Raw genomic sequence first — 24,299 nt, 5'->3', positions numbered from 1 at the left:
TGCATTACAAGCCGAAGAAGGCGAGGATCAAAGCCAGGCTGATCTTGAAATCAACCTTAACCCGAATCGACTTCGTCGACTGGCTGGCTTCGAGAACCAAAGAAGCGTTCATACGCATCTCCTAATCTCTGGGCGAAGTCCTTGGTGAACCGCGTGTCGCCCGCCAGACTTTTTGAGGGTGTTTCCAGTTTACACAGCCAGGTGGCCCCCTCATGCGCGGCTGTTCCGACTCGTGACAACAGATGGTTGTCGCGAGCGAATAGCGCAAGAGGAGCAGCAATTTTTTGTGTATGGGCAACTGCCCCTCCCGGGGCACCCTCAATCTCCCCAGCCGCGACCGGCTGGAGCGGTGGGGCAGTCGAGTTTTAGTCCTAATACAGTTTTTTCTATGAGGAGCGGCCATGGCCAAAGCGAAATACCCGGCTCGACAGCGCCATTAAATTACCGTTTCTTCGGCAGTGCCGTTGGATCTGAGAGCAGCAAATTTTCTGCTCGATCAATTCCAACCGAGGTATTTCTTCGAAAACGGTTTGGATGCTCGCGAAGATACTCGCTCACGATTGTGCGGATCAACTCGGCTTTACTTTTATGGGTGTGAGCAGACAATCGCTCTAATACGACGTATTCCTCATCGCTAAAGGAAACGGAGATCCGGTTTTGAACAGCCATCAGCGATTCCTCCATATACTGAACATCTCTGCGACCGCGGCCGCAAGTCCAAGGACGATTGCCATTTGAGTGGCATTGTTGCCGCCGAGTGGCAGCCACCGATCAAATGGTGGGACGAGCTCCATGACAGCGAGCAAAGTAAGCAAGGCGCCCGCAATACGCAAAATTCGATCGCTCATAGTTGGTACTCCTGTGAGTACCGACATGCTAAGACGAATAGGTTAATTTTTTCACAATAGTGCACCACGTCACTCGGTCCTCTTCCTGAAGGGGACCTCCCATATACTCGGGCTTTTTTACTGACGGTGGGAAATTTCTAACCACTTCGCGACTCGAAGCCTCGCCCGCGTGCGCAACGCGCGCACGAGAAAACGTTACGTTTTTTTGCTCAAATCAGCTCAGTTTCGCGGAGTTCAATGCCGCCTGAAATCGTTCGCGCGCCTCACCGACGGTAACGCGCCCGTCGAGTGCTGCGCGTATCGCGGCCTCCGCAGCGGCAAGGCTCGGATCGTGGTGATGCTTGCGCCTGGACTTTAGAAACTGATGCGCCTGAAACGGTCCGAAGATCAGATCATCTCCAACGCAAACCGGGCTGTCCCACATCTTTGCCGCCATCCTGCCCTCCTAGGCCGAATTGGAGATGGAGCGCTGAGTTTCCCCGACAAGGGAGGGGAATGTCAGGAGCTAGGTTCGTCCGTTAGCGTACCGGCGACCACGCAGAAAACGCTCATCCGCAAAATTCGCAATCCTAATACCGCGCCCCGGGGCTATCGAAATCGCTAAACGGCCTCCGGATCGCCCAACCCGCGATCCCCTCACGCGGGCACAATTTCTGAATCTTTGATTTTCTGAAATCAAAAAACGGGCGCGCCACTTATACTATTCGCCAATATAATGCAAGTGCAATCTTGACAAATTTGTAAAAATCATATATGCTCACCATTCTTTCCGAGCAGTGCTCGTCGCCGAACGAGGCCGAATGGCCCGCGAAACTCTATCCGCACAGGCGGAAACCATCGGGGACTTCATGACAATCGAACATCAGACGCGTGGCAGGCGCATTACGTGGTCGCGCCTCAATCTATTTCGGGCGGAGTACTACGAGGATCACCCGCACCTCACGCCAGCGAACGATAATTGGAGAGACGTGCGCCCGAACGAGCCGCAGAAGGCTCCTGCACGAGACATCCTCCGCAGGAGCACGCGGTCGCCCTGGCACGACGAAATCTCTGGCGACACGGTCGTTGTCCGCCGCGAGAATGACGGACCATCCGCAGAATGGATCGCAGAACGAGACGCCGCCGGTACAGAGACCAGTCACGGCACCGAAGGCAATCGCATCGACCGGGCGCTGGTCAAGGACAAGTCGCCTCTCGTGGCGACCTTGCGGCAAGTCGCCGAACTCATGCGTCCGCCCATCGTCGCAGCAAATGACAATGCCCCATCAGAGGAAGGCGCCGAGCGCAACAGCGGCAAGGGCTTCGAACGAACCCACAACCAAGCGAGCATCTTGCCGTCGGTACCGATGCTGCTTCGGGCATATGCAGCAGGGATTCAATCGGGCGTTCGGGAACTGTGCGGCGGCTGGCATCGTATCGGCTACACCGACACTACCGATAGGAAGAAATTTATCGGCCTCACATTCCAAGACGGAAAGCTCATAGTATACGGCGACGACAAGGGCCGGAAGCGGCGGCCAGACTATATCGCCGACCCGCTCGGCCTAGTGTTCGATAAGGATTCGGAGACCGCGAAGCACGTCGAGCGGCAGCCAGAGGAAAACGGGACATACATCCACCTTAGCGGCGCCGGAGCATATGTTTCGAGCCAGCGTCCCGATGCGCCAGGCTCTATCGCGCCGCCACCCCGAACACCGCGGGCCATCGCCAACGACAACACCCTGGCCGCGGCGCGCGCGAACACTCCCGTCATGCCCGCCATCAACAGGCTGCCCGATGGAGTTGCGAAGGATTACGGGCGGCTTGCCGGCATCGCTGAAGGCAACGGTATTGGCGAGGGCGCGACCAGCGCACCGATGCATGAAGCACTCTCGGAGAGAGAGCGCACAGATCAGTTCGAGGCGGCCGGTATCGATTATGACGACCTCGATCTGGTTGAAGCCGTCCTATCGGACGCCAGTTTCCGGACCATCGGGCTTTCGCGCGGCTATGCGGAATCTTCCGCCCATCGCATGGGTAGGAAGGTAGTCGAGGACGCTTTGAAGCGAATTTCAGAGAAAATCGCGGCCTGCGTACCACTTCGACCCGTTTCTGACCCCCTTAGGTATAGGCGCCTCCCCGACGCCAAACTCACCCGCTTCCGGCAGCCCCGGAGGCGGGCTTTTTTTCACCCATCAAAGTGCGGACGCCGCACAAGGAGATCACCATGGCCTTTACCGGCGTTCACGTCGTCTGCGGTTTCGCAGGTTCGTCCATATCTCGTTCAACGTCCGAGGCCATCCTCGGCAAGGTCGCTTGGTCTGAAGGTCCGGCGACTGGTGTCACCACATCGAACAGCGCCCCCGCTCTCCGAGACGCAGAAGGCCAGCCGCTCTTCCGCATTCGCGCTGCGGCCGACTCCTACGTTTCCGTAGGCGCTTCGCCGAACGCCACCAGCGGCACCCGCTTTCTGGTTCCGGCCAACACTGACTATGACGTCTACGTGCAGCCGAACGACAAACTCCAGTGGATTGCTGCGTAGCCATTGGCGTGGCGCGAGCGTCCTGCGCGCCTGCCAAGCCCGCGCCGTCGAGCTTGCGAGTTCCGGCGCGGGCACCCGAACGAGGAGAACATCATGCGCGAATCGCGCCACCTTGGGCAAATTGCCCGGCTATTTTCACAACCGATTTCAAAAGTTCGCCAAACCCTTCGCCAGTTGCGTGAAGCAGGAATGCTTCCCGGCAAGTCTGGCGGCGACCTCCAGCCTCACCATCTCGCCGATGTGATCTTAGGACTAACCTCAGATGGCATCCAGGCGTCTCCGGCGCATGTTCGCGCACTGAGGCGGCTACCGCTCCGCGATGCCGCAGACCTTCCTGCAACTGCTGGCGAGATGTTACGGGCGATCATCGAGACCATGCCAAGAACTCCAGTCTTGGCTGACTTAGACCTCGACGACGGCTTCCTGCTCGTCGCGGACGATAGCATTGCGCTTGAGTGTCTAAGCCTCTCAGGCAAACGCTCAGTCGTCCGATACGGCGACGAAAATGGGCCAAACTCGCGCATCCATCAATTCCAACTGAACAGTATCCGCGAGCTCGCGGTACTGGTGGAGACCTTCAATGAAACTGGAAAAACTGCGTCATTCCAAGCGGCATGACGAGCTAACCGCCAAGCGCTCCGAAATCGGCCAGACGCTGGCGCAAACTATCGCTGACCAGCTCGCCCTGGCGCGTAACGACGAACCCGAATTCGACGGCGCGGTCGACACGGCCGCATCCCGCCGCGTTGCCGAGTTGATCGGCCAGCCGCCGGCGCCGACGCCCCCAAGCAAGCGCGAGCGGCTGTCCGCTATGGCGAACGAGATTCGTGCTCTTCGTTCGGCCGGAGAACTGCTTGACTCTCAGATTGCTGTCGAGCGCCACAGGGCTGTGAGCGCGTATCGTTCGGGTATCGCTCCTGCGTACAAGGATAAGCTCAGGGCCGTTGTGGAGGCCATGCGGAACGTCCACACCGCCGCCCTGGACCGTCATGGTCTGACAAAGGCGCTCGAAGATCAGGAGGTCTCCGTCGAGTCGCTGGGCTTCTTTTCGCCGTCGATCTTGGGAAGCCCGGTCGACCCCTATTCGTCAATGGCCCGCTTCTTCCGCGAAGCCGTCGAGATGGGCTTGATTGCCAAGACGCCGGCGGAGCTCGACTATCGATGAGGGGGCCGGCCATCTATGTGCCCGGCGGCAGGCCGCGAAGCGTCGAGGATTTCCTCAGCCGGTCTCGCAGCGGACATCGGCAAGCCGCACCTCAGCCGACGCCGAGGGCTCGGTTCCGCGACCATTCCGGAAAGGCTCTGGATAAACCTGGGATTCAGGGCTTCGCAGCGATCTATGACAAGGCGTTTCGAGCGGGAGACCGATTTGTTTTTCTGAAGGCCGGTTGCTTGTGGGACAGCATTTACGACGGCAGCAAGAAGCGCCTGCTGCTCGATCATAACGATGCCAAGGACGTTGGATCGACGGCCTATGGTTTAGAGTTCACCGAGACCTCAAAGCACCACCCGGTAAACGGGCTTGCGTTTAGAATGCCGCTCTCCGAAGACAATCCCGATGCGGAACTCATCTACAACACGATAACCCGCCAAGAGCGCCCGTGCGTCAGCGTCGGTATAAAGTTCACCGACTTCGAGACGATCACGGTTGACGGCAACCGGGTCGACGTCGTGGCGAAGGCTGTCCTTGAGGAATTGTCGTTGGTGACGGAGGGCGCGGTGCCCGGCACTAACGCAGTGGTGGTGGACCTTGCCACCGAAGAGCCGTGGCTATTCATGGCCGCACGATCGAACAAGTTTATCGGTGATAAGTTCTCCGCGAATGTTCAAGCCCGATGCCAGCGCCTCATCGACATGCTGGCGAGGCTGACGCCATGACCAGGCCTGTGCTCTTGGTCATGGCTCGCGACGCCGCGGGCGTGCTTGCGGTTGCGTCCATCTCGTTCGGCGCCGGAATGATCTACCTGCCTGCCGGGTTCATCGTTGGGGGCGTGATCGTGCTGACGGGCGTCGTCATGGCCGCCAGGTAGGCACCCGGGCTATCGAAATCGCTAAACGGCCTCCGGATCGCGGAGCGGTGAGGCCCAAACGCGTGCATTTCCACATATCAGAACATGGGGGGTAGCTATGGCACCACCGCGTAAGCCACTAGCACAAGCCCGGCTCTCAGGGGCTATTTATAAGAACCCGCAACGGTACCGAGAGCGCTATGAGCCCCTGGTTTCCGAGCCGTTGGGTGAGCCGCCCGTCTGGCTCAAACCGCTTGAGGCGGACGCTTGGCAGGATTTCCGGATCCGGCTTCCTTGGCTCAACAAAAGCCACCGCGGCATCACATCGATCGCGGCCTGCCTGCAGGCGCGCATGGTAGCCGACGAACTCGGCGTGCTAGGCCAGACCCTGCTACTGCGCGTTCTTGGCTCGATGGGTGCAACTCCAGCGTCATCGAGGTTTGCCGTGGTGCCGGAACCGGAAATTGAGGATCCGGCGGACAAGTATTTTTGTTAGCTGTCAGTTGAGCGCCTTCACACAGTCAACTCGAGCGCGGTAATATCCACACCGGTTGCCTCCAGTGTCGCCCAGTTTTGTGACTGCGGCCGACAAGCAGGCTTGGCTTGCCCAGGCCTCCACTGAGGACCCACATGGGAGATGTATCCAGCCGCTGCCACACACACCACTGTGCTGCCCGACACAGACATTTAATGCCGTTTGGATCGTCCTTACCGGTGCCGGAGATGAAGGTGGAGGTGAGGGCGCCGATGGTATCGGTGGTGGAGATGACGTTGTTGTTGAGCTTTTTGTGGCCTCAACGTTTCGCGGCGTTCTATCGTTGATTGTTATGGGTGTGAAAGCGACCGCATACATGACCCCAAAAAACATTAGAACGAATGCGGTGATTGCAACATATTGCCCGGCCACGTGCCGCGGATTGATTTTACCCATCATCCAGGCAACCATGCTCAAACACGCAATACCAAAGGTTAGTACCAAGCAGGTAGCGAAAAGCACATAGGCAGCGTCCGGGTCAAGGTCGAACTCTTGGCGGCTGAAAACCTGCAAGGTGTCGCTGAAGAGAACGAAAAAAACTGCCAAGCCGATGCCTGCGATACCGGCTACCCGGACAAAAATCTTGATGATGTTTTCCTGCAACATCAGCTCGCTCCATCGCTATGACTGCGACATAGCAACATGGGCGAGCAAATTATTCAATGCACAACCACTAGTCAATTTGAAGGTGGCGGTTAATCACTTTGATGGCGGACCAACACGCCGACATCAGATTCCACGCAACCCCGTGGCAGCAAGACGCGCCGGCCTCACCCGCTCGGCTATCGGTTCGACCGGTAGCGATCCCTGATGTTGTCATTGAAATACGTCCCGACGGATCGGGCGTTTATCAGGCCATTATAAACCGCGTCCGGAACACCATAGTAGTCATATGGACCGCCGCTTTCGACGAACCAAATGCTCAAGGTTCGGCTACCCGCATTGTATTCGGCGCGGTGGATGGCCGACGATCTTAGAATTGGCATCCCATCATCTCCTACCGATCCGAATCTAACCGATTCCCGCTAAAATAGTCCATCGCGATAAGTTCGCGTCCACAAGGATTTCCATGAAACCCGATCATTTCGACGTCGCCTCCGCGGCGGCGCGCGCTTGCGCGCATCAGCTTCTGAACAAAGACGTTCCGCCTGTGATTGTCGCCGATGGCCTGGTCACCCAGGCGCTGGCCGTCTGGGCTGCCGAAACCGGAAGAACAATCTCGGCGCAGACCGTGCTGAAAATCTGGACCGCTGTCAGGGATGTGCGCTGATGGCGGTCGCGGATCTCGAAAAGTTGGTTGTCCAGCTTTCAGCAGACATCACAAAGTTTGACCGGGCGATGGCGCGTGCGCAGGGAATCACCAACCAGCGCCTCGGCGCAATCCAGAAGAAGGCCCTGGCATCCAGCACCGCGATTTCCGGCGCCTTCATTAAGTCCGGAGTCGCCATCGCCGGCGCCTTTGCCGCGAATGAACTCGTCCGCGACATGGGCGCCCTCTCTGATGCTGCCACCCGTGTAACCAACTCCCTGAAGGTAGCCGGCCTGTCAGGCGCTGAACTCGAGAAAGTCTATCAGTCTCTAAATAAGGCGGCACTCGCCAACGGAGCGCCGATCGAGACGCTCGCAACGCTCTACGGGAGAGTGGCGCAGAACCAAAAAGAGCTTGGCGCTTCCACGGTGGAACTTACCGGTTTTACCGACAATATCGCCTTGGCACTACGAGTGGCCGGTACCGACGCGACGACGGCGAGTGGCGCACTCTTGCAGCTCGGCCAAGCACTCGGCGGCGGTGTCATCCAAGCGGAAGAGTACAGCAGCCTGATCGACGGTCTGCCTACTGTCCTGCAGGCGACGGCTGCCGGACTGAAGGAAGCCGGCGGCTCGGTCGCCAAACTCACGGCCTTGGTAAAGGGCGGCAAGGTATCGTCCGAGGCGTTTTTCCGTGCGTTCGAAGCAGGCGCGCCCATGCTTCAGGACAAGGTTGCAGGCTCGGTATTCACGATCGAGCACGCGACGACCAACCTCAGGACCTCGCTGATCAAAGCCGTCAAGGAATTCGACGAGTCGACGGGCGCTGGCCAGAATTTTGCGGGCGCTATCAACACAGCGGCACGGGCTATCAACAATTTCGACGTTTCTGGGCTCATTCAGAAATTGCGGCAGGCCCGATCAGAATTCACCGCCTTCCTTGGCGAAGTCGGCAATTCGTCGGTGTTCAAGAAACTTGCGGAGGGCCTCGGCGTTCTCGATGCCGACGGCAACGTCATCAACGTCAATGCGCAGGCGGCGAAGGACGAGGTCGGCGCGCTGGAGAAGGAGGTAAAGCTTCTTCAGGAGCGGATCGCGCTCAATACTAATCTAGAGATCGACAACGCGCCGGCACTCGCGCGACTGGCCGAAGTGCAGACCAGGCTTGTGGCCATTCATGAACTGGCGGCCAGCCTCCCGGCCACCCTGCCTCCTGGCAGCGCGGTTTCCGACGGCTTCGCTCAGCCAGACGACAGCACGACCAACGGGCAAATGGGCGGATCTAGTAGCCGTGGTGGCGCGCGTCGTCCGGTGGCAGTCAGTCCCGTGTCGATTGCCGACTTCAAGCCCCCCGTCGGCAAGTCGAGCGGCGGCGGCAAAGGCTCCAAAGGCGAATCCGACTACGCCCGCGAAATCGAGCAGATCAAGGAGCGCACCGCGGCGCTTCAGGCGGAGACGGCGGCACAGGCCCTCGTCAACCCGCTGCTCGATGACTATGGCTTTGCGTCCGAGCGCGCGAGCGCGGCGCACGACCTGCTGACGGCGGCACAGAAGTCTGGCCTGGCGGCCGGCAAGGAATTGAAGGATGTCACTCAGCTTCTGAGCGGCAACTTCGCAGGCCTGTCGCCAGCAGCACGCGAGCAGGCGGAAGCCATGCTGGGGCTCGCCAACGGCTACGCCACGGCATCCGCCGAAGCCGAAAAACTCGCCGAGAAGCAGGCCAACATCAGGCAGGCCGCCGAAGACTTCAAGTCGACGGCCAAGTCGACGTTGTCCGGCTTCATCAGCGATATGCGGCAGGGCAAGAGCGCCGCCGAGGCGTTGGAAGGCGCGCTCGACAAGGTCATCGACAAGCTGATCGATGTCGCGCTGAATGCGGCCTTCGACAGCAAGTCTGGAGGCGGGCTTGGTTCGATCTTCTCCAGCCTGTTTGGCGGTGGCGGATCAGCGATGCCAACGGGTATCGGCCTCTATTCCGAGGGCGGCTACACCGGCAACGGCGGCAAGTTCCAGCCGGCGGGCGTCGTCCATAAGGGCGAGTACGTCATGGACGCCGAGTCCACCAAGCGCATCGGTGTCGAAAACCTGCGGAAGCTGCAGGGCTACGCCGCCGGCGGCTATGTCGGGTCTGCGCCAACGCTACCGTCTCTTGGCGGCAGCCGCGCGCGCGGCCATCAGCCCGTCGACGTCAGGATCAGCGTCGACAAGGATGGCAACCTGAAGGCTTTCGTCCAGCGGGAGTCGGCACAAGTCTCGGCGACCGTGGTGCAGGCGACTGCTCCAGCGATCGTCAACCAGTCCGTCAACGCATCCGGGTCGGCCTTGTCGAAGGGCAAGTTCGATTACGGCATGTCGAAGTACGGCCAGAAGCGCTCGGCTAATGTCGGGTGAGTCGAGCCAGCCGTCTAACCATCCACAAAGCACCACCACCACCAACCCAACGGCGCACCCGCGACGATCGCGGACGTGCGCGAAAGGACCAACATGGAAAAAGAAAATGAACCTGCAGTGCTTGTCGCCTTCGAAGGTGACGAAGCCGGCAACGTCCTCGCCCTTGAGGGCGATGAGGCTGGCAATACGCTGAAAATCAGCGAGACGGAGGAGGCCGACCCGAATGGCAAATAAAGAAATTCCCGAACTCACAGCCGCCTCTGCGCTAGAGGGCGACGAACTCGTCCACGTAGTGCAGGACGGCAATAGCCGGAAGACGACCGTCGACGGAATCGTCGACGGCGCCTTCAGAACAACGGCGATGTGGTCGGATGTGCAGGTCGCTTCAGCGTCATTCAAGATTTTCAACGCGGCGGGTACGCCTCGCGCGTTAACATTCAACACGACGGCGCTGACGGCTGATCGGGCGGCAACCTGGCCGGATGCGAACGTGGATTTGGGCGACATCGTTAAGGCTTGGGTGAACTTTAACGGCACCGGAACGCTTGCCGTTCGGTCGAGTAAGAACATCCTCGGCGTAACAGACAATGGCGTGGGGCAATATGCTCCCGTGTTCACTAGTGCCGCGCCGCACGCAAATTATGGCGTTGTCGGTAGTTGCAGGATTCCTGCGTCGTCTGGTCTAGCTGGCGCGTCGTGCACCCCCTTCTCAACCTACAGCGGCTCCCATTCCGACGTGGCGCCGACGACGGCCGGTTTTGTTGTGAAGACATACACCCAAGGTGCCAACAACCAAATCGATGCCGACTTCGTAATGCTCATGGTCATCTGGTAGGAGCCCAAAATGTCAAAAGTGATTGTCTATCAGCGCAACGAGGGATCGGCGGCTATATTCTGGCCAGCAGATCACGCCTACGAAAGCCACACGATGGAGGAGATTGGCGCCATCGCCGTCCCGACCGGGCTTCCCTTCAAAATAGTCGATTCCGCCGAAATCCCGACCGATCGGTCCGAACGCAACGCGTGGGTCGTCAACGAACAAGAACTTACCGATGGAGTCGGCCTATGAGTATCATCAAGATTGATCCATCGAGGATCGCGCCAACCGTCGCGGATTACCAAACCGCCATCCAGGCCATGGTAGACGAGACTGCCCAGTCTCTAGACTTCCGCAGCGGCGACTCACTAGCCTCTTACGTCACCTCCACCGTCTCGCTGTGGGCCGCGCAGGCGCAGGCGTTCGTCGCCTGGCGTGACAACGTCTGGCAGCATGCTTATGGCGAACTGGCCAAGGTTCAGGCAGGCGAGAGGGAGCAGCCGAGTGTAGAGGTGCTCATCGGCGAGTTGCCGCCTATTACTTGGCCGGAATAGGGGCGGTGGGGCGCGGCGAAGGTCGCGCCTCCACGCTCAGAGCTCTGTCCCGCGCACCTTCCGGAGGCTAACGCTGATCTCGGCCAGCGTCCCCAAGCCGATTGCAAACAGCATCGCGTAGATCCCGCGGGTTATGACCACGCCGGAATTAGCCGCGCCTGGCGCGTACCGCGCGAGCGCCTGCTCGTACGGGCCGAACGTCTCTGTCGCGACGCCGAAGCCTATAGCAACCTGCAGCGCCCCCACGACGAGGGCGAGGTAGGCCACTGCCTTGGCCAATTTTGAAAAAAACATGATGCTCCCTTGACCTGAATCATTTTGTCGCAAGTCACGATAGAATAGGTTGGATCAAACGGAGGCATACCATGATACCGCGTTTCATCGAACTCGACGTCGACGGTCTGCGTCTTAGGATCTCTATCCGCAGGCCAACAATAGGGCAGCCAATTGTTCGATATCACATCAATCGGCTGGTCGCGGGGCGCGAGCGCTGGGTGACGATCCCGGCTTGCAATGCGGCTTTGCTGTCCAAGGCCAGGAGCGCCTTCGCCTCTGAAGTGTTCTAAGGCGGCGGCGTCGAGGTGCAAACTTTGCGCTGAACTTTCTGTGTCTCTCAGATCACTTCGCCTGAACACTCGCCATATTGCCGAGGCACTGATATCGAATCGTGGCAAGCCACTGCGAGCAACCATATTGATTGGACACTTGGCATTGTCTGGATTCTCCACCGAATGGGGACGCATCCTTGTAACCCCAAGCAACGCAGCGGTCCCGAGCCGCCGACAGTCCCCTTGCAGGATCGGTCTTTACAGTCTCATAGCTGGCCTGTTCATAGCTAAGATCAACCGTACCGTCGGCCCGGCTTCCGCCTGTTGCCACAAGCTCCTTATTGACTGCTACGCATGAGACAAGCGCCATCAAGCCGACGGTTGCTAATAGTTTTGGCTTCATGATTTCCCCCTAAATCCCTGAAGCCAATGAAGCAAATCGCGATATGGTTGTCTACGGTCGTCCATATAATCTTTGGGTTTTATTTTGGCAGTCTGTTGTCCAGCGGCGCCAGGTGCAACTCACCGGCTATTCCAGCCGAAGCCTAACCGTCAGAGTTCTCGCGCATCCATTTTTCATAAGGGTCTTCGGCATCTGCTGGCTTCAGACCGCTCAACTCGTCAAGGCGGGCGTCGATCGCCTTCTTGTCCCATCTTCTCGTGCCTGCGACTGGTTGCGGCATCTTGTGCGTCGCCACCCACATTGAGAAGGTGGTGGGCGAGATACCGCAGTAGGCTGCAGCCTCCTTGCGGCCGATGAGGCGCGGGCCGTCAGTCATGGGTCACCCCATTTTGTTTTGGTCCGATTCCTGCGTGATTTCTTCCATTCGCCTAACCGCTCTTCGCCGTCCGGACCTGCCGTATGGATAGGTTGGGCCAGCCCCAAGTAGGCATCGTAATAATGCCGGATTAGCGGAACGGGCCGCCCGCCGTGCAACGGGTCGAACTTTGGGAACCCTCGAGCTTCGATGACGGGCAGGACGCTCCGCTTCCACTCGGAGGCTCGAGCCTTCCCAACAACAGCTATGGCGATCTCGATGTCGGTTGCAAATAGCGGGAGTTTCGAGAGGGAATCAGTCATGGCTTCTTCCTCTTGCGCGCCTTCAGCTCCTTACTCATGGTACGGAGCCGTTCCTGCGCTTGGGCAATGTGCCATTCCGTAACCCAATCGCTGTCCATTGCCCACGTACAGGCTGAATTGGTGAACATCGGTTCGGTTACTTCCCAACACATCACCGCCCATCCCTTGTCTCGCTCTTTCGCGGGAAGGAACTGGCGTTGCGACACCTTGAAATGACGATCGTCATCGAAAAGGCTGATGACGTCGCCGATGGCTGGGCAGGTGTTTCCAAAGTAGGAGGTGGAGACATCGAGCAACAGGTTGAGTTCACTGGTTGGCTCTACAACGTAGACCCGAACGGAGACATCAGACATCACGCATCCTTTCTTCATCTTGAACGAGGTTAGATGGTTGCTCCGCCGGGGTCGTTCGCAATCTGCTTCTGTCCACAGATGCCTTGACAAATTTGTCAGCATTTACAAAGAGAAAGCCCTCCCTCCGGGCAAGGAGGAAGGGCGTCGCGCCAGCTATTGCCGGCAGCGGGAACGGTGCGTAGGGTTGGTGGCCCACGATGGTGGTGTCGCCGCCGTTCTGAAAGGGAACCGGAGCGCGCCGTTATCAAGCAACGCGCCCCGGCCACGACGACGTGTTCACGCGCCGGCGCTACCCCGCTGGCGAACCAGCAGGGATCGAATTCTTTCCTCTCGCCGCTGCTTGCGGAGCCCGGCGAGGTAAACCTTGTACAGGCGGTCGGCTTCTGCTGGATCGCTCGGCGCTGCCGCAAGGGCGCGGCCGAGGACTACCCGGAAGGGGCGAATGTCGCCCGGTCTGAACAGGCTGTAGATCTGGAGGCCGTTCGTGGTGGGGTGGCGATCGACGACTGTCCACGTCGTGCCTGCGAAAATCACCAGTTGGCTGATGTTGAAGGTGTAGGCGGCGGTGTAGGTTCTTCTGGGTCTCTTGATCAACGCGCGAGGCAAGAGAGTTCTGTCGGCGGCAAACGGTATGTGCATGTTCATGTGGTGGCTCCTCATGTTCGCAATTGTTAGCATTTGTATATCTAATGATTTCATGGCGGTCAATAGCATAATGCGATAAATGTTAGCATGCTGCGAACATAGACGCGCGGGTTGATCAAGGAGAGCGAGATGGCGAAGACCGCCGCTATAGGAATTCGCATCGAGCCAGAACTGAAAGGTGCGATTGAGACGGCGGCGAAAGCCGAGCGTCGCTCGGTGGCGTCATACATCGAGAAGCTGATAGCTGATGATCTTGATAAGAAGGGTCTGCTGACTCCAGCGAAGCCAGCCGAATGAATACGGAAGAGAGCATCGACAGGGCAGGGGAACCTAGCCATATTGTCTATAATAGCAACCACATCCTTTATGGTTCATAGTATGGTGGAAATCGCAGAAGCAATTAAAATCAAGTGTTTATGCGCTGTGAAAAGCGCCCTTGCGGCGCTTTTTCTCATCTTGGCGGGTAGCGCGGTTGCGCAGGACGTGACCTTCCCGCGAGAGGAGCTTTCGATCAGGACTGCGGCCGGGCAGACCTACAAGTTTTCCGTCGAGCTCGCTTTCACCGATGCCCAGCGCGAGCGGGGGCTGATGTATCGCAAGGTGATGGCGCCGGATGCCGGCATGCTCTTCGATTTCGGCACGCCGCGGCCGGTCTCGATGTGGATGGAGAACACTATCCTTCCCCTCGACATGCTGTTCATCCAGGGTGACGGCACGATCTCGCACATCCGCGAGAACGCCGTGCCCTATTCGCGCGACATTATCGATTCGCGCGGACCTGTGAAATTTGTGCTGGAGCTCAATGCCGGCCGCTCGAAGTCGCTTGGGCTCAAGGTGGGCGACAAGGTTATCAGCAAACGCATCGGCAATCAGTGGTGATCCCCAGTGGTGATCCTGTGGGGTTATCCTCGGCTTGTTTGCTTTAGCGTAACCGCGGTTCCATTTTGCTGTTGCGGCACAGTGGGGAACCGTGTATCTCGCAACCACCGTCGGAACGGAGTGTAGCGCAGCCTGGTAGCGCATCTGGTTTGGGACCAGAGGGTCGGGAGTTCGAATCTCTCCACTCCGACCATTCGAAATCCCTGCGGGGCAAGGCTTGCAAGCAAAGCCTAAAGCAATCCCTAGAACTTGCCGCCACCGATACAGTTACCGCCACCTCCTGGACCGTGGTGGCATGAAAACGCCCTCCGAAGAGGGTTCTTCATTCTTGCTCCTTAGCCACGACCCATCGTTGCCTGCTCCGTAGTGTGGTGCTGATGACGCGCGACGTCAAATACTGCTTCGAAGAGGAGGATGTCGATGACGTGGCCCGCAACATGTGCCAGGTTCAGGGGCCGCCGTCTTCCTGTCGTCAACCGCGACAAACGCCTGACAGGCGCCATTTCGATCGGTGATGCCGCCCTTGCGGACGCCGCAGCAGCGGGAGCCGGATTGAAGAAGGTTTCCCGCTCGGGCGGCGCTCACGCGCTCTGACGAAAGGACGCACCATCCGGTGTCGTGCATCGGAACTAAACCGGCAGCCGCAGGTTCGGGACGCTCAATCAGGAGGACGTCTCATGAAAGCTCTCACCTGGCACGGCAAGCACGACATCCGCTGCGAACGTGTTCCGGATCCGGAAATTCAGGATGGCAGGGATGCCATCATCAAGGTCACCGCCTGCGCCATCTGCGGCTCCGACCTGCACCTCTTCGACGGCGTAATGCCGGAAATGCACAGCGGCGACATCATGGGCCACGAGACGATGGGTGAAGTCGTCGAGGTCGGCCGGGCCAACGCCAAGCTGAAAGTCGGGGATCGCGTCGTGGTGCCGTTCACGATCTCCTGCGGCGAATGCTTCTTTTGCCAGCGCGGCTTTTATTCCGGCTGTGAACGCTCCAATCCCGACCGCAGCAAGGTGACCAAGCTGTGGGGCAATTCCCCGGCCGGGCTGTTCGGTTACTCGCATCTGCTTGGCGGCTATAGCGGCGGTCAAGCCGAGTACCTACGTGTTCCCTATGCCGATGTCGGACCGATCAAAGTCCCGGAAGGGCTGAGCGACGAACAGGTCCTGTTTCTCTCAGACATCTTCCCGACTGGTTACATGGCCGCGGACTTCTGCAACGTCCAGCCGGGCGACACCATCGCCATCTGGGGCTGCGGCCCAGTAGGCCAGATGGCAATCCGCTCCGCCTTCCTGCTCGGCGCCGAGAGGGTCATCGCCGTCGACACCGTGCCGGAGCGGCTGGCGCTCGCAGCCTCCGCCGGCGCGCTCACTCTCGATTTCCTCGACGAGGACATCTACGACCGGATCATGGAATTGACCCGTGGTCGCGGCGCGGATGCCTGCATCGATGCGGTCGGCACCGAAGCGCATGCCTCGGCGAGCTGGGACTCACGCATCGACCGGATCAAGGTCGCAACCTTCATGGGCACCGACCGGCCGCACGTGCTGCGCCAGGCGATCCATTGCTGCCGTAATTTCGGAACCGTGTCGATCGTCGGCGTTTATGGCGGCTTCCTTGACAAGATCCCCATGGGATCCGCGATCAACCGCGGCCTGACCTTCAAAATGGCTCAGACGCCGGTGCAGCGCTACCTGCCGATCCTCATGGAGCGCATCCAGAAGGGAGAGATCGATCCGTCCTTCGTCATCACCCATCGAGCTGCTCTGGAGGACGGGCCGGAGCTCTACAAGACCTTCCGCGACAAGCAGGACGGCTGCATCAAAGTCGTCATGAAACCCTGAAAAGGAGAGAAACATGAATCCCGTGGAAACAGGCAGGGGCCTTGCGGTCGTCACCGGCGCATCGACCGGCATCGGTTACGAACTGGCGAAATGCGCGGCACAGGATGGTTACGACCTCGTCATCGCCGCCGATGAGCCGCAGATCCAGGACGCAGGGGTAAAGCTCAGGGAGTTCGGCGGCAAGGTCGAGGCGATGCAGGCGGATCTTGCCACGCCGGATGGCGTAAGGCGGTTCGTGGCGGGTATTACCGCGCTCGGACGGCCGGTCGACCTGCTGATGGCCAATGCGGGCAGGGGCCTGGGCAACGGTTTTCTCGACGAAGACATTCGCGAAGTACAGCGCGTCGTCGATACCAATATCAGCGGCACGATCGCGCTGGTCCATGACATCGGCAACCGCATGCGCGCGCGCGGCCAGGGCCGCATTCTCTTCACCGGTTCGATCGCCGGCTTCGTGCCGGGAACCTTCCAGGCGGTCTATAACTGCACCAAAGCCTTCATCAATTCCTTCTCCTTCGCGTTACGTGAGGAACTGAAGGATACCGGCATCACGGTAACCTGCCTGATGCCCGGTGCGACGGACACCGAGTTCTTCGAACGCGCCGACCTTATGGACACTCAGGTCGGCCAATCCAAGAAGGACGATCCGGCTGTCGTGGCAAAGATCGGTTACGATGCGATGATGGATGGCGAAGGCGATGTCGTTTCGGGCTGGAAGAACAAGCTGATGGCGGCGGCGGCCAATATCACGCCGGCCGGCATGCTCGCCAAGCAGCACCGCAAGATGGCCGAACCCGGCTCAGCCAACAACTGATCAGATCATTCGAGGCGGGCCTCCCGGCCCGCCTTTGCCAACTCTCCCGCTATGCGATCGGCGCCTTGTAACCGGCCTCGCGAGAAGAGCCGTAGATCCGGTCGATCACCTTGCCCACATCGACAATCCTCTCGCATCTGGGATCATACCGTTCTCCCGCAGCCAATCGCCTGGCCCAATCGGCTGCGGCGCGTCCGCCCCAGTCGTCCGGAGGCTCGATCAGGGTTTCGCGCGATGTGCCGTAAAAACGTTCGAGAGTGAAATCGTAGAACGACCCATCGACATTGCGCATCGATATCCCCCCGTTCGTGCCGTAGAAACTTGCCTCGATGATAGCCTCGCGGCCGGCCTGCAATCGCCATGAGCAGGCAAGGCGGACCGCCATTCCATCGCCAAGCGTCAGGTTCGCGACGGCATAGTCCTCGACCTGATGATCATCCGCGATGATCGGCCGGCCGCCGGCCATCAGATGACCGGAGACGGATGCCACAGTGGGGAAATCGAGGGACCACAGCGCCATGTCGACCAGATGGACGCCGAGATCCATTAGGCAACCACCGCCCGATTTGGCCTTGTCGTAGAACCACGGCTTGTCGGGTCCATAGGCATTGTGGAACACGAGGTCGGCTGCAAATATCTTGCCCAGTTCTTCTGCCCGGATGATCTCGCGGATACGGTTCATGCCGGCCGTATGCCGGTAGGAAAAATCGACCCCGAGCAGCCTGTCGGCCGCCTTTGCCGCGTCCACGACCGCCGCCACTTCCTCCGCCGAGCGTCCGAGCGGTTTCTGGCAGAAGACCGAGAGGCCTGCCTGCAGCGCGGCGATCGACTGTTCCGCATGCAGGGCGCTGGGGGTCGCGATAACGACGCCATCCAGATCGTGAGCGAGGAGCCCGTCGAGATCGTCTGCCATTGCGGCACCGGGCGCGATCTTTTTCGCCTCCGCCGCCATGTCCCCGGAAGGGTCGGCGATCGCGACGGCCTCGGCAATCCCGGTATCGAGGATGGCCTGCATGCGGTGCCGGCCAATCCAGCCCACACCGAGGAACCCGAGCCTTACAGGCCTGGAGGAAACGGACACTGTTTTTTCGGAAATCACTTCATTCATCGTAGAGCACCAGTGCCTTGAGAAAGTTTGCCGGACGGTCGCGGGTATCGTTGAGTGCCTGGTCGAGCTGGTCCAGGCGATAGCTGTGCGTGTAAAGCGGCGAGGGATCGAGCCGGCCGGTCGCGACGGCTTCGACCGCCTCGCGAATGCCTTCGATGTACATTGAGGGATCGCGCTCATGGGCATTGACGACATCGAGCCCCCGCCAGTTCCAGAGCTGCATGTTGACCTGCCGGGGACCGTCCTGGTGATAACCGGCGATGATCAGCCTGCCGCGCTCCATCGTCAACTCGGCGGCAAGATCGAGCGGCCATTGCTTGCCGACGGCCTCGACGACCCGGTCGCAGAACCGACCGTCGGTGAGCGTGCGGACTTCCTCGATGATGCGCCAATGGTCGTCCATGACGATGGTCTCGGCGGCACCCATTTTTCGGGCGACCTCCAGCGAAGCCGGCCGCCGCGAAATGGCGATCACCCGCGCGCCGGCATTCGACGCGAGCCGGGTCAGCAGAGCTCCGAGGAAGCCGATGCCGATGATCGCCACCGTCTGGCCGGGCTCTATTCCGCTGCGGCGGAGGATGTTCATGGCGCAGCCCAGCGGCTCGCCGGGGAAGGGTTTGCCCCGCAGCGCCGGCGGCAGAGGAACGACCATATTCTCGTCAGCCACGTCATGCGTGGCATAGGCGTGATAGGAGAGGGCGGCCACGCGGTCACCGATCTCAACGCTGCGGACGCCAGGCCCTACCGCGTCGACATGCCCCCAGCCTTCGTGTCCCAGGCCACCCGGTTCGGTCGGGAAAGTCATCCATTCGGGGCCGGCCCAAGGACCGAGGTTGGACGCGCAGACGCCGCATCCTTCCAGCCTGATCCTGACCTGACGGGGACCGGGCTCCGGCAAAGGCCGCGCCTCCACCGCAATCCTGCCCGGGCCGGTGATGATGGCGGCCTTCATCTCCTTCAGCCGCGGCATCGTCGTGCTATCCATGCCAGATTTCTCCTCTTCGGAACGCGTGACACGGCGGTGGAACTGGAAACGGGCAGCAGAGTTCCGGAAGAAGTTGAAGAAGATGAAGTCATAGAAGATGAAGCTGCTTCAGCGGTCCGCTTGCCGCTCGATCTCTTCCATGACCACTTCCGGCGGTACGTTCTGCTTCATCTCCTCGATTTCATGCGGTTCGACCTCGGTTTCGATGCCGAGCCTGTCGGCGATTGCCGAAACCATCGCGATCAGTTTCGTCGTCTCATGTTCGTTGAGAAGCGAGATCTGGAGGCTGAGGTCCGCGCGTTTGTCGTCTTCCAGCGCCATGCGGTTCTGGCTGATCAGCACGAAGGTCGAGATGAAGATCGCCTCCACCGAAGCCACCATGGCAAGGATCACGAGCGACGGGTCGAAGGCCGGCATCACCGGCAGCCATCCGACGTTGACGAGGATCCAGAGACCGAAGACCAGCGCATGCAGGTAAACGAAGGGCATGCTGCCGGCAAAGTTGGTCATCGATTGCGCAATGCGCTCCTGCCGCGACATCGTCTTCTGGTCTGCGGCCCGGCGCTGGATCAGCGCGTTGATATTGCGGTCGAGAACGGCGGAGACCGCCTGGCCCTTCCGGGTGACATCGGTGGCCCGGGTCTTTTCTTTTTCCTGATCGGTCACATCTCTATCCCGTCATGGCGCGTCCATTTTTCTCCTAACCGGAGACTCCGCGCGCGGTTCCGGCCGCTGGGGATGATGTCATTGATGAAGTCATAGATGACAAAGATGTCATTGATGAAGGAACTTTCGTTCCCGACTGCTGTTCGGCGACCATCGAAATCCATGTTCCATGCATTTAGGACATCCGATGGCAACGATTCTTGTAACTGGTGGTTGCGGCTTTATCGGCCGTCATGTGACTGAAGAACTTCTGGAAAATGGCTACGACGTACGCATTCTCGATGCGCTGATCGATCAGGTTCACGGCGACGCGGAAGCGTCCGTGCCCGATGCGGCGGAAGTCTTCCGCGGCGACGTCAGAGACAAATCGGCAGTCGAAAAAGCACTAGAGGGCGTAGACGGCGTCATCCATCTCGCTGCCGAGGTCGGGGTCGGCCAGTCGATGTACGAGATCGCCCGTTACGTCGGTGGAAACGACCTCGGTACGGCGGTCCTCCTCGAAGCCATGATCGGCAGGCCCATCAGGAGGATCGTGGTGGCCTCGTCCATGAGCGTCTATGGCGAGGGGCGTTACCGGACAGCCGATGGAGACCAGCTCGGCTTCATCCGGCGGAAGCCGGAGCGGATCAGGATCGGTCAGTGGGATCCCCTCTCTCCCGATGGAAGGGCGCTGATACCGATCGCCACGGACGAGGAAAAGCCGGTCGACCTCGCCTCGATCTATGCGCTGACGAAATATGCGCAGGAAAAGCAGGTGCTTATTTTCGGCGAGGCCTATGGGGTCGAGGCGGTGGCACTGCGGCTGTTCAACGTCTTCGGCGCCGGGCAAGCGCTTTCCAACCCCTATACCGGCGTGCTCGCCAATTTTGCGTCCCGGCTCGCGAACGGCCAACCGCCGATGATCTTCGAGGACGGCCAGCAGCGCCGCGATTTCGTCCATGTGCGCGATGTGGCCCGGGCATTCAGGCTGGCGCTCGAAAAGCCGAACGCCCCCGGCCATGTCATCAATATCGGCAGCGGTCAGGCCTACACGATCGAGGAGGTGGCAACCTTGCTTGCGGAGGCGATGGGCGTTCCGGACATCGCCCCCGACATCATGAACAAGGCCCGTTCCGGCGATATCCGCAACTGCTTTGCCGATATCTCCAAGGCTCGCGAACTCCTGGGCTTCGAGCCCGGATATCGGCTGGAGAACTCGCTGGCGCCGTTCGCCGAATGGGTCCGCAGCACGGGCGCCGTCGATCGCGGTGCCGAAATGAAGCGGCAACTCGAAGAGCGGGGGCTTGTATCATGAACCCAACCGTCCCGTTCCCCGCAGACCCTGTCCGTCGCAAGTCCTATGGTTTCGTCGAGTGGTTCCGCCCGGGCGAGTTCGATCGGACCGAGCAGTTGCTGCCCAACATCCTCGCAAGCGGTGCCGGCTATCTGCGCACCCATCTCTCTTGGGCGGAATATCTTGCACCCGGTGGCGAAGAGTGGTTCGACTGGCTGATCCCGCGCCTCGGCAGCCAGATCGATCTTCTGCCCTGCATCCACTACACGCCGCCGTCGATATCGCGCACCGGTCGGTCCTCCGGTGCGCCGCGCGATCTCAAATCCTATGCGGATTTCGTCGATCACGTGCTGACCCGCTACGGCCGGCATTTCAGTCACATCGAACTGTGGAACGAGCCCAACAATCTGCTGGACTGGGATTGGCGCGACGACGGCGACTTCCTGCTGTTCTGCGAAATGGTGGGCGGGGCGGCCTACTGGGCAAAACATCGGGGCTGGAAGCCGGTGCTGGGCGGCCCGTGCCCCTTCGATCCCTATTGGCTGAACCTCATGGGAGAACGTGGCGTTCTGAATGTCGTGGAAGCCGTCGGTTTCCATGGCTTTCCAGGCACCTGGGACAGCGAGACCGGCACCTGGGGCGGCTGGGACATGCATCTCGGCGAGATGCGCAAAATCCTCGACCGCTATAATGCAAATGCCGAAGTCTGGATCACCGAAACGGGTTATTCCACCTGGCGCAGCGACGAGATGGAGCAGGCCCGGCGTTTCGTAAAGGCGCTCTCCGTTCCCGCCGATCGCATGTACTGGTATTCGTGGTGCGACGTGCCGCCGGACGTGCCGGTGCAGGAGGGGCTGTGGTTCGATCCGCGGCATTATCATCTCGGCGCGGTCACCCATGACTATCAGCCGAAACTGCTTGCCCGACTGCTGATGGAAGGCGGCGTCTCGCGTCTTGAGGACGTGACGCAACTTGCGGCTCCGAACCTTTCGGCCGGTGCGGCGCCCGTCGTGGTCACCGGAGGCAGCGGCTTCGTCGGTTCCAACCTCGCCGACAGTTTTCTGCAGGAAGGCGAGGATGTGGTGATCCTCGACAATCTCAGCCGGCCGGGCGTCGATCAGAACCTTGCCTGGCTGACCGAGCGCCATGGCAAGCGGGTCCACCCGGTGCTTACAGACGTGCGGGACCTGCGCAGCATCGAGGCGGCCTTCAGCGACGCCAAGGCGGTCTTTCATTTCGCGGCGCAGACTGCGGTCACCACGAGCCTTGCGCATCCGATCGACGACTTCGAGGCGAATGCGCGGGGCACGGTCAACGTGCTGGAAGCCGTGCGAAAGGCCGGAAAGAACGCCCCGGTGATCTTCGCCAGCACCAACAAGGTCTATGGAGCGCTTGAAGATCTGAAGATGCTGGAGGTGGAGGACCGCTACATCCCGGCGCATGAAAGCGTGCGGTCACACGGCATCGGCGAGGACAGACCGCTCGATTTCTGCACGCCCTACGGCTGCTCGAAGGGCGTTGCCGACCAATATGTGCTCGACTACGCCAAGTCCTATTCGATCCCGACCGCGGTTCTGCGCATGAGCTGCATCTACGGGCCGCGACAGTTCGGAACCGAGGATCAAGGGTGGGTGGCGCATTTCCTGATCCGCGCCCTGTCGGGCGAGCCGATCTCCATCTATGGCAATGGCAAGCAGGTGCGCGACATCCTGCATGTCGATGATGCCGTCCAGGCCTACCGGGCGGTGCTTTCCAACATCGCTGAGGTCAAGGGCGAAGTCTTCAATCTCGGCGGCGGACCGCTGAACGCCGTCAGCATTCTGGCCGTCCTCGAAGAGATCGAGAAGCTCGCCGGGCATCCGCTGGAAACCGGCTTCGGCGACTGGCGCGCCGGTGACCAGTATTATTTCGTCGCGGACACGCGAAAGCTCGAACGCCAGCTCGGCTGGCAGGCACGGGTGCGCTGGCAGAGCGGCCTGCGGCACCTGGGCGAATGGCTGGCCGACAACCGCTTCGGCGGTCGCCCGCGTCTTCGGCAGAAGCAGAAGGTGCGGGCATGACGGGGCGTGACAATCTGGTCAGGAGCCGTCGGTTGCTGATGACGCTCGACGCCGTCGGCGGCGTCTGGCGATACGCGCTCGACCTCGCTTCGGGTCTGCGATCGAACGGGGTCGACGTCGTCTTCGCCGGTCTGGGACCTAAACCATCGGTCGAGCAAACACGCGAGGCAGAGGCCCTTGGAAAGCTGGTCTGGTTCGACGCCCCACTCGATTGGATGGCCGCAGACGAGGCGGCACTGAGACCTGTTCCGGACCTCATCGCCAATCTTGCGGAGCGGGAAGGCATTGACCTCGTCCATCTCAATCTCCCATCCCAGGCCGCGGGACTGGCGATCGAGATACCGGTGGTGGTCGTCTCTCATTCCTGCGTCGTCACCTGGTTTGCCGCCGTTCGCGGCCACGCGGTGCCCGATGACTGGCAGTGGCAGTTTCGCCTCAACCGGCAAGGGTTCGATCGTGCGGACGTGGTGCTTTCGCCGAGCGGCAGCCATGCGGTGTCATTGCAAAAGGCTTACGGGCCGATTTCCGGGCTGCAGGTCGTCAGGAATGCAAGCCTGGTCGAGCATCCGCGAGGCCCGAAAGAGGATTTCGTCTTTGCTGCCGGCCGCTGGTGGGACGACGGAAAGAACGGCGCTGTGCTGGATGCCGCAGCCAAGCACGTCGACTGGCCGGTGGTCACAGCGGGCGCGAACCGCGGGCCGACCGGGCAATATCTGCCGCTCGAAAATGTCCAATGGCGGGACGAGCTTTCCCACGACGAAACCATGATGCTGATGGGTCGCGCCGCAATCGTCGCATCGCCTTCCGTCTATGAACCGTTCGGACTGGCGGCATTGGAAGCGGCCCGCAGCCGAAGCGCCTTGGTGCTGGCCGATATCCCGACCTACCGGGAGCTCTGGGATCGCGCGGCCCTGTTTGCCGATCCTCACGACCCGCAGGCATTCGCCCGGACTATCAACCGCCTTTCCCGGGATACGCGGTTGCGGGAAGAACTGGCAGAAGCAGCACTTTCCCGGGCTCGTCACTACACGCCGGAGGCGCAGGTCGCAGCGGTCATGCAGATTTATGACCGGCTCCTGCCGGCGAACCACCACGCACGCACCGCAGCGGAGTGATC

The 24,299-nt window shown here is 60.3% G+C and carries 34 protein-coding genes and 1 tRNA gene; 22 read left to right on the top strand and 13 right to left on the bottom strand.

Annotated features, from left to right (window positions below):
* Positions 1-441: 441 nt before the first annotated feature.
* Together C5J24_RS31930 and C5J24_RS15840 are read right to left on the bottom strand one after the other, a co-directional pair.
* Positions 442-669, bottom strand: coding sequence for a ribbon-helix-helix protein, CopG family (locus C5J24_RS31930; protein ID WP_172724008.1), 228 nt, complete (start codon positions 667-669; stop codon positions 442-444).
* Positions 670-1,062: 393 nt separating this feature from the next.
* Positions 1,063-1,284 (bottom strand): DUF982 domain-containing protein, encoded by a 222-nt coding sequence (locus C5J24_RS15840; RefSeq protein WP_105419204.1) that lies wholly within the window; start codon positions 1,282-1,284, stop codon positions 1,063-1,065.
* Positions 1,285-1,648: 364 nt separating this feature from the next.
* Between C5J24_RS15840 and C5J24_RS31925 the strand changes: the two genes are divergently transcribed.
* From C5J24_RS31925 to C5J24_RS15815, 6 genes are all read left to right on the top strand, one after another.
* Positions 1,649-3,262 carry a hypothetical protein gene (locus C5J24_RS31925; protein WP_172724007.1) on the top strand — a complete coding sequence of 538 codons (1,614 nt, stop codon included), beginning with the start codon at positions 1,649-1,651 and terminating at the stop codon, positions 3,260-3,262.
* Positions 3,263-3,462: 200 nt separating this feature from the next.
* Positions 3,463-3,987 carry a hypothetical protein gene (locus tag C5J24_RS15830; RefSeq protein WP_105419200.1) on the top strand — a complete coding sequence of 175 codons (525 nt, stop codon included), beginning with the start codon at positions 3,463-3,465 and terminating at the stop codon, positions 3,985-3,987.
* Positions 3,950-4,534 (top strand): hypothetical protein, encoded by a 585-nt coding sequence (locus tag C5J24_RS15825; protein ID WP_105419198.1) that lies wholly within the window; start codon positions 3,950-3,952, stop codon positions 4,532-4,534. Before C5J24_RS15830 ends, C5J24_RS15825 begins: the two co-directional genes overlap by 38 nt.
* Positions 4,531-5,247 carry an HK97 family phage prohead protease gene (locus C5J24_RS15820; protein ID WP_105419196.1) on the top strand — a complete coding sequence of 239 codons (717 nt, stop codon included), beginning with the start codon at positions 4,531-4,533 and terminating at the stop codon, positions 5,245-5,247. The genes C5J24_RS15825 and C5J24_RS15820 overlap by 4 nt, the downstream gene beginning before the upstream one ends.
* The gene (locus tag C5J24_RS31920) at positions 5,244-5,399 is read left to right on the top strand and encodes a hypothetical protein (protein WP_172724006.1); all 156 of its coding nucleotides are present in this window, start codon (positions 5,244-5,246) and stop codon (positions 5,397-5,399) included. Before C5J24_RS15820 ends, C5J24_RS31920 begins: the two co-directional genes overlap by 4 nt.
* A gap of 97 nt (positions 5,400-5,496) precedes the next feature.
* Positions 5,497-5,874, top strand: coding sequence for a hypothetical protein (locus C5J24_RS15815; protein ID WP_172724005.1), 378 nt, complete (start codon positions 5,497-5,499; stop codon positions 5,872-5,874).
* Between the two features lie 3 nt (positions 5,875-5,877).
* On the opposite strand, the gene C5J24_RS31915 is transcribed toward C5J24_RS15815, so the two are convergent.
* Positions 5,878-6,519 (bottom strand): hypothetical protein, encoded by a 642-nt coding sequence (locus C5J24_RS31915; RefSeq protein WP_172724004.1) that lies wholly within the window; start codon positions 6,517-6,519, stop codon positions 5,878-5,880.
* A gap of 176 nt (positions 6,520-6,695) precedes the next feature.
* Entirely contained in the window at positions 6,696-6,899 is a 204-nt protein-coding gene (locus tag C5J24_RS15810) for a KTSC domain-containing protein (RefSeq protein WP_105419192.1), read from the bottom strand.
* Positions 6,900-6,982: 83 nt separating this feature from the next.
* Between C5J24_RS15810 and C5J24_RS15805 the strand changes: the two genes are divergently transcribed.
* The 6 genes from C5J24_RS15805 to C5J24_RS15785 all read left to right on the top strand — a co-directional run bounded on the left by C5J24_RS15805 (position 6,983) and on the right by C5J24_RS15785 (position 10,923).
* Positions 6,983-7,183 carry a hypothetical protein gene (locus tag C5J24_RS15805; protein ID WP_105419190.1) on the top strand — a complete coding sequence of 67 codons (201 nt, stop codon included), beginning with the start codon at positions 6,983-6,985 and terminating at the stop codon, positions 7,181-7,183.
* Complete coding sequence (locus C5J24_RS15800; RefSeq protein ID WP_105419188.1) at positions 7,183-9,552, top strand: tape measure protein; 2,370 nt, start codon at positions 7,183-7,185, stop codon at positions 9,550-9,552. Before C5J24_RS15805 ends, C5J24_RS15800 begins: the two co-directional genes overlap by 1 nt.
* Positions 9,553-9,645: 93 nt before the next feature.
* Positions 9,646-9,786: a hypothetical protein gene (locus tag C5J24_RS31910; RefSeq protein WP_172724003.1), complete on the top strand. Its 141-nt coding sequence runs from the start codon at positions 9,646-9,648 to the stop codon at positions 9,784-9,786.
* Positions 9,776-10,387 carry a hypothetical protein gene (locus C5J24_RS15795; RefSeq protein ID WP_105419186.1) on the top strand — a complete coding sequence of 204 codons (612 nt, stop codon included), beginning with the start codon at positions 9,776-9,778 and terminating at the stop codon, positions 10,385-10,387. The genes C5J24_RS31910 and C5J24_RS15795 overlap by 11 nt, the downstream gene beginning before the upstream one ends.
* 9 nt (positions 10,388-10,396) lie before the next feature.
* Positions 10,397-10,621: a hypothetical protein gene (locus C5J24_RS15790; RefSeq protein WP_105419185.1), complete on the top strand. Its 225-nt coding sequence runs from the start codon at positions 10,397-10,399 to the stop codon at positions 10,619-10,621.
* Entirely contained in the window at positions 10,618-10,923 is a 306-nt protein-coding gene (locus C5J24_RS15785) for a hypothetical protein (RefSeq protein WP_105419183.1), read from the top strand. The genes C5J24_RS15790 and C5J24_RS15785 overlap by 4 nt, the downstream gene beginning before the upstream one ends.
* Positions 10,924-10,959: 36 nt before the next feature.
* Here C5J24_RS15785 and C5J24_RS15780 read toward each other — a convergent pair whose 3' ends face one another.
* A complete protein-coding gene (locus C5J24_RS15780) occupies positions 10,960-11,217 on the bottom strand; it encodes a hypothetical protein (RefSeq protein ID WP_105419181.1) in 258 nt (85 codons plus the stop codon).
* Between the two features lie 71 nt (positions 11,218-11,288).
* Here C5J24_RS15780 and C5J24_RS15775 point away from each other — a divergent pair, with 71 nt between their 5' ends.
* Positions 11,289-11,489, top strand: coding sequence for a hypothetical protein (locus tag C5J24_RS15775; protein ID WP_105419179.1), 201 nt, complete (start codon positions 11,289-11,291; stop codon positions 11,487-11,489).
* Positions 11,490-11,541: 52 nt separating this feature from the next.
* On the opposite strand, the gene yecR is transcribed toward C5J24_RS15775, so the two are convergent.
* The 5 genes from yecR to C5J24_RS15750 form a co-directional block, all read right to left on the bottom strand.
* A complete protein-coding gene (yecR, locus tag C5J24_RS15770; protein WP_105419177.1) occupies positions 11,542-11,874 on the bottom strand; it encodes a YecR family lipoprotein in 333 nt (110 codons plus the stop codon).
* Between the two features lie 142 nt (positions 11,875-12,016).
* The gene (locus C5J24_RS15765) at positions 12,017-12,250 is read right to left on the bottom strand and encodes an AlpA family transcriptional regulator (protein ID WP_105419175.1); all 234 of its coding nucleotides are present in this window, start codon (positions 12,248-12,250) and stop codon (positions 12,017-12,019) included.
* Positions 12,247-12,552 carry a hypothetical protein gene (locus tag C5J24_RS15760; protein WP_105403444.1) on the bottom strand — a complete coding sequence of 102 codons (306 nt, stop codon included), beginning with the start codon at positions 12,550-12,552 and terminating at the stop codon, positions 12,247-12,249. The genes C5J24_RS15765 and C5J24_RS15760 overlap by 4 nt, the downstream gene beginning before the upstream one ends.
* A complete protein-coding gene (locus tag C5J24_RS15755; protein WP_105419173.1) occupies positions 12,549-12,905 on the bottom strand; it encodes a hypothetical protein in 357 nt (118 codons plus the stop codon). The genes C5J24_RS15760 and C5J24_RS15755 overlap by 4 nt, the downstream gene beginning before the upstream one ends.
* 276 nt (positions 12,906-13,181) lie before the next feature.
* A complete protein-coding gene (locus tag C5J24_RS15750) occupies positions 13,182-13,550 on the bottom strand; it encodes a hypothetical protein (RefSeq protein WP_172724002.1) in 369 nt (122 codons plus the stop codon).
* Positions 13,551-13,679: 129 nt separating this feature from the next.
* On the opposite strand from C5J24_RS15750, the gene C5J24_RS31905 reads away from it, so the two are divergent.
* The 6 genes from C5J24_RS31905 to C5J24_RS15725 all read left to right on the top strand — a co-directional run bounded on the left by C5J24_RS31905 (position 13,680) and on the right by C5J24_RS15725 (position 17,090).
* On the top strand, positions 13,680-13,847 hold the full coding sequence (locus C5J24_RS31905) for a hypothetical protein (RefSeq protein ID WP_172724001.1): 168 nt from the start codon (positions 13,680-13,682) through the stop codon (positions 13,845-13,847).
* 69 nt (positions 13,848-13,916) lie between these two features.
* On the top strand, positions 13,917-14,429 hold the full coding sequence (locus C5J24_RS15745) for a DUF192 domain-containing protein (protein WP_205836949.1): 513 nt from the start codon (positions 13,917-13,919) through the stop codon (positions 14,427-14,429).
* 116 nt (positions 14,430-14,545) lie between these two features.
* Positions 14,546-14,622: transfer RNA gene (locus C5J24_RS15740), tRNA-Pro, on the top strand.
* 227 nt (positions 14,623-14,849) lie between these two features.
* Positions 14,850-15,023, top strand: a complete 174-nt coding sequence (locus C5J24_RS15735; protein WP_371674415.1) for a hypothetical protein — start codon at positions 14,850-14,852, stop codon at positions 15,021-15,023.
* Positions 15,024-15,106: 83 nt separating this feature from the next.
* Positions 15,107-16,276, top strand: coding sequence for a zinc-dependent alcohol dehydrogenase (locus C5J24_RS15730; protein WP_105419168.1), 1,170 nt, complete (start codon positions 15,107-15,109; stop codon positions 16,274-16,276).
* Positions 16,277-16,289: 13 nt separating this feature from the next.
* On the top strand, positions 16,290-17,090 hold the full coding sequence (locus C5J24_RS15725; RefSeq protein ID WP_105419166.1) for an SDR family oxidoreductase: 801 nt from the start codon (positions 16,290-16,292) through the stop codon (positions 17,088-17,090).
* A 49-nt stretch (positions 17,091-17,139) separates the two neighbouring features.
* Here the strand turns inward: C5J24_RS15725 and C5J24_RS15720 are convergent, their stop codons facing one another.
* The 3 genes from C5J24_RS15720 to C5J24_RS15710 form a co-directional block, all read right to left on the bottom strand.
* The gene (locus C5J24_RS15720; RefSeq protein ID WP_105419163.1) at positions 17,140-18,198 is read right to left on the bottom strand and encodes a Gfo/Idh/MocA family protein; all 1,059 of its coding nucleotides are present in this window, start codon (positions 18,196-18,198) and stop codon (positions 17,140-17,142) included.
* Positions 18,191-19,183 (bottom strand): zinc-binding dehydrogenase, encoded by a 993-nt coding sequence (locus tag C5J24_RS15715; RefSeq protein ID WP_205836948.1) that lies wholly within the window; start codon positions 19,181-19,183, stop codon positions 18,191-18,193. The genes C5J24_RS15720 and C5J24_RS15715 overlap by 8 nt, the downstream gene beginning before the upstream one ends.
* Before the next feature lie 108 nt (positions 19,184-19,291).
* On the bottom strand, positions 19,292-19,849 hold the full coding sequence (locus C5J24_RS15710; RefSeq protein WP_245446659.1) for a DUF1003 domain-containing protein: 558 nt from the start codon (positions 19,847-19,849) through the stop codon (positions 19,292-19,294).
* A gap of 187 nt (positions 19,850-20,036) precedes the next feature.
* Here C5J24_RS15710 and C5J24_RS15705 point away from each other — a divergent pair, with 187 nt between their 5' ends.
* From C5J24_RS15705 to C5J24_RS15695, 3 genes are read left to right on the top strand one after another with little or no spacing between them, the layout of a single operon-like run.
* Positions 20,037-21,143 (top strand): NAD(P)-dependent oxidoreductase, encoded by a 1,107-nt coding sequence (locus C5J24_RS15705; RefSeq protein WP_105419161.1) that lies wholly within the window; start codon positions 20,037-20,039, stop codon positions 21,141-21,143.
* Positions 21,140-23,182 (top strand): NAD-dependent epimerase/dehydratase family protein, encoded by a 2,043-nt coding sequence (locus C5J24_RS15700; protein ID WP_105419159.1) that lies wholly within the window; start codon positions 21,140-21,142, stop codon positions 23,180-23,182. Before C5J24_RS15705 ends, C5J24_RS15700 begins: the two co-directional genes overlap by 4 nt.
* A complete protein-coding gene (locus C5J24_RS15695) occupies positions 23,179-24,297 on the top strand; it encodes a glycosyltransferase family 4 protein (RefSeq protein WP_371674411.1) in 1,119 nt (372 codons plus the stop codon). Before C5J24_RS15700 ends, C5J24_RS15695 begins: the two co-directional genes overlap by 4 nt.
* Positions 24,298-24,299: the final 2 nt, after the last annotated feature.

It is taken from the genome of Neorhizobium sp. T25_27 (genome assembly GCF_002968565.1).
Lineage (GTDB): Bacteria > Pseudomonadota > Alphaproteobacteria > Rhizobiales > Rhizobiaceae > Neorhizobium > Neorhizobium tomejilense.
This window is presented reverse-complemented; position numbering and strand designations above follow the sequence as displayed.

Excerpts from the sequence above, each read along its gene's own strand:
- C5J24_RS31925 (WP_172724007.1), top strand. The coding sequence starts at position 1,649 with ATGGCCCGCGAAACTCTATCCGCACAGGCGGAAACCATCGGGGACTTC.
- C5J24_RS15815 (WP_172724005.1), top strand. The coding sequence starts at position 5,497 with ATGGCACCACCGCGTAAGCCACTAGCACAAGCCCGGCTCTCAGGGGCT.
- C5J24_RS15765 (WP_105419175.1), bottom strand. The coding sequence starts at position 12,250 with ATGACTGACGGCCCGCGCCTCATCGGCCGCAAGGAGGCTGCAGCCTAC.
- C5J24_RS15705 (WP_105419161.1), top strand. The coding sequence starts at position 20,037 with ATGGCAACGATTCTTGTAACTGGTGGTTGCGGCTTTATCGGCCGTCAT.
- C5J24_RS15820 (WP_105419196.1), top strand. The coding sequence starts at position 4,531 with ATGAGGGGGCCGGCCATCTATGTGCCCGGCGGCAGGCCGCGAAGCGTC.
- C5J24_RS15795 (WP_105419186.1), top strand. The coding sequence starts at position 9,776 with ATGGCAAATAAAGAAATTCCCGAACTCACAGCCGCCTCTGCGCTAGAG.
- C5J24_RS15750 (WP_172724002.1), bottom strand. The coding sequence starts at position 13,550 with ATGAACATGCACATACCGTTTGCCGCCGACAGAACTCTCTTGCCTCGC.
- C5J24_RS15780 (WP_105419181.1), bottom strand. The coding sequence starts at position 11,217 with ATGTTTTTTTCAAAATTGGCCAAGGCAGTGGCCTACCTCGCCCTCGTC.
- C5J24_RS15810 (WP_105419192.1), bottom strand. The coding sequence starts at position 6,899 with ATGCCAATTCTAAGATCGTCGGCCATCCACCGCGCCGAATACAATGCG.
- C5J24_RS15800 (WP_105419188.1), top strand. The coding sequence starts at position 7,183 with ATGGCGGTCGCGGATCTCGAAAAGTTGGTTGTCCAGCTTTCAGCAGAC.
- C5J24_RS15715 (WP_205836948.1), bottom strand. The coding sequence starts at position 19,183 with ATGGATAGCACGACGATGCCGCGGCTGAAGGAGATGAAGGCCGCCATC.
- C5J24_RS15805 (WP_105419190.1), top strand. The coding sequence starts at position 6,983 with ATGAAACCCGATCATTTCGACGTCGCCTCCGCGGCGGCGCGCGCTTGC.
- C5J24_RS15700 (WP_105419159.1), top strand. The coding sequence starts at position 21,140 with ATGAACCCAACCGTCCCGTTCCCCGCAGACCCTGTCCGTCGCAAGTCC.
- C5J24_RS31930 (WP_172724008.1), bottom strand. The coding sequence starts at position 669 with ATGGCTGTTCAAAACCGGATCTCCGTTTCCTTTAGCGATGAGGAATAC.
- yecR (WP_105419177.1), bottom strand. The coding sequence starts at position 11,874 with ATGAAGCCAAAACTATTAGCAACCGTCGGCTTGATGGCGCTTGTCTCA.
- C5J24_RS15825 (WP_105419198.1), top strand. The coding sequence starts at position 3,950 with ATGAAACTGGAAAAACTGCGTCATTCCAAGCGGCATGACGAGCTAACC.
- C5J24_RS31915 (WP_172724004.1), bottom strand. The coding sequence starts at position 6,519 with ATGTTGCAGGAAAACATCATCAAGATTTTTGTCCGGGTAGCCGGTATC.
- C5J24_RS15745 (WP_205836949.1), top strand. The coding sequence starts at position 13,917 with ATGGTTCATAGTATGGTGGAAATCGCAGAAGCAATTAAAATCAAGTGT.
- C5J24_RS31920 (WP_172724006.1), top strand. The coding sequence starts at position 5,244 with ATGACCAGGCCTGTGCTCTTGGTCATGGCTCGCGACGCCGCGGGCGTG.
- C5J24_RS15790 (WP_105419185.1), top strand. The coding sequence starts at position 10,397 with ATGTCAAAAGTGATTGTCTATCAGCGCAACGAGGGATCGGCGGCTATA.
- C5J24_RS15760 (WP_105403444.1), bottom strand. The coding sequence starts at position 12,552 with ATGACTGATTCCCTCTCGAAACTCCCGCTATTTGCAACCGACATCGAG.
- C5J24_RS15785 (WP_105419183.1), top strand. The coding sequence starts at position 10,618 with ATGAGTATCATCAAGATTGATCCATCGAGGATCGCGCCAACCGTCGCG.
- C5J24_RS15720 (WP_105419163.1), bottom strand. The coding sequence starts at position 18,198 with ATGAATGAAGTGATTTCCGAAAAAACAGTGTCCGTTTCCTCCAGGCCT.
- C5J24_RS15735 (WP_371674415.1), top strand. The coding sequence starts at position 14,850 with ATGACGTGGCCCGCAACATGTGCCAGGTTCAGGGGCCGCCGTCTTCCT.
- C5J24_RS31910 (WP_172724003.1), top strand. The coding sequence starts at position 9,646 with ATGGAAAAAGAAAATGAACCTGCAGTGCTTGTCGCCTTCGAAGGTGAC.
- C5J24_RS15840 (WP_105419204.1), bottom strand. The coding sequence starts at position 1,284 with ATGGCGGCAAAGATGTGGGACAGCCCGGTTTGCGTTGGAGATGATCTG.
- C5J24_RS15730 (WP_105419168.1), top strand. The coding sequence starts at position 15,107 with ATGAAAGCTCTCACCTGGCACGGCAAGCACGACATCCGCTGCGAACGT.
- C5J24_RS15755 (WP_105419173.1), bottom strand. The coding sequence starts at position 12,905 with ATGTCTGATGTCTCCGTTCGGGTCTACGTTGTAGAGCCAACCAGTGAA.
- C5J24_RS15830 (WP_105419200.1), top strand. The coding sequence starts at position 3,463 with ATGCGCGAATCGCGCCACCTTGGGCAAATTGCCCGGCTATTTTCACAA.
- C5J24_RS15775 (WP_105419179.1), top strand. The coding sequence starts at position 11,289 with ATGATACCGCGTTTCATCGAACTCGACGTCGACGGTCTGCGTCTTAGG.
- C5J24_RS15725 (WP_105419166.1), top strand. The coding sequence starts at position 16,290 with ATGAATCCCGTGGAAACAGGCAGGGGCCTTGCGGTCGTCACCGGCGCA.
- C5J24_RS31905 (WP_172724001.1), top strand. The coding sequence starts at position 13,680 with ATGGCGAAGACCGCCGCTATAGGAATTCGCATCGAGCCAGAACTGAAA.
- C5J24_RS15695 (WP_371674411.1), top strand. The coding sequence starts at position 23,179 with ATGACGGGGCGTGACAATCTGGTCAGGAGCCGTCGGTTGCTGATGACG.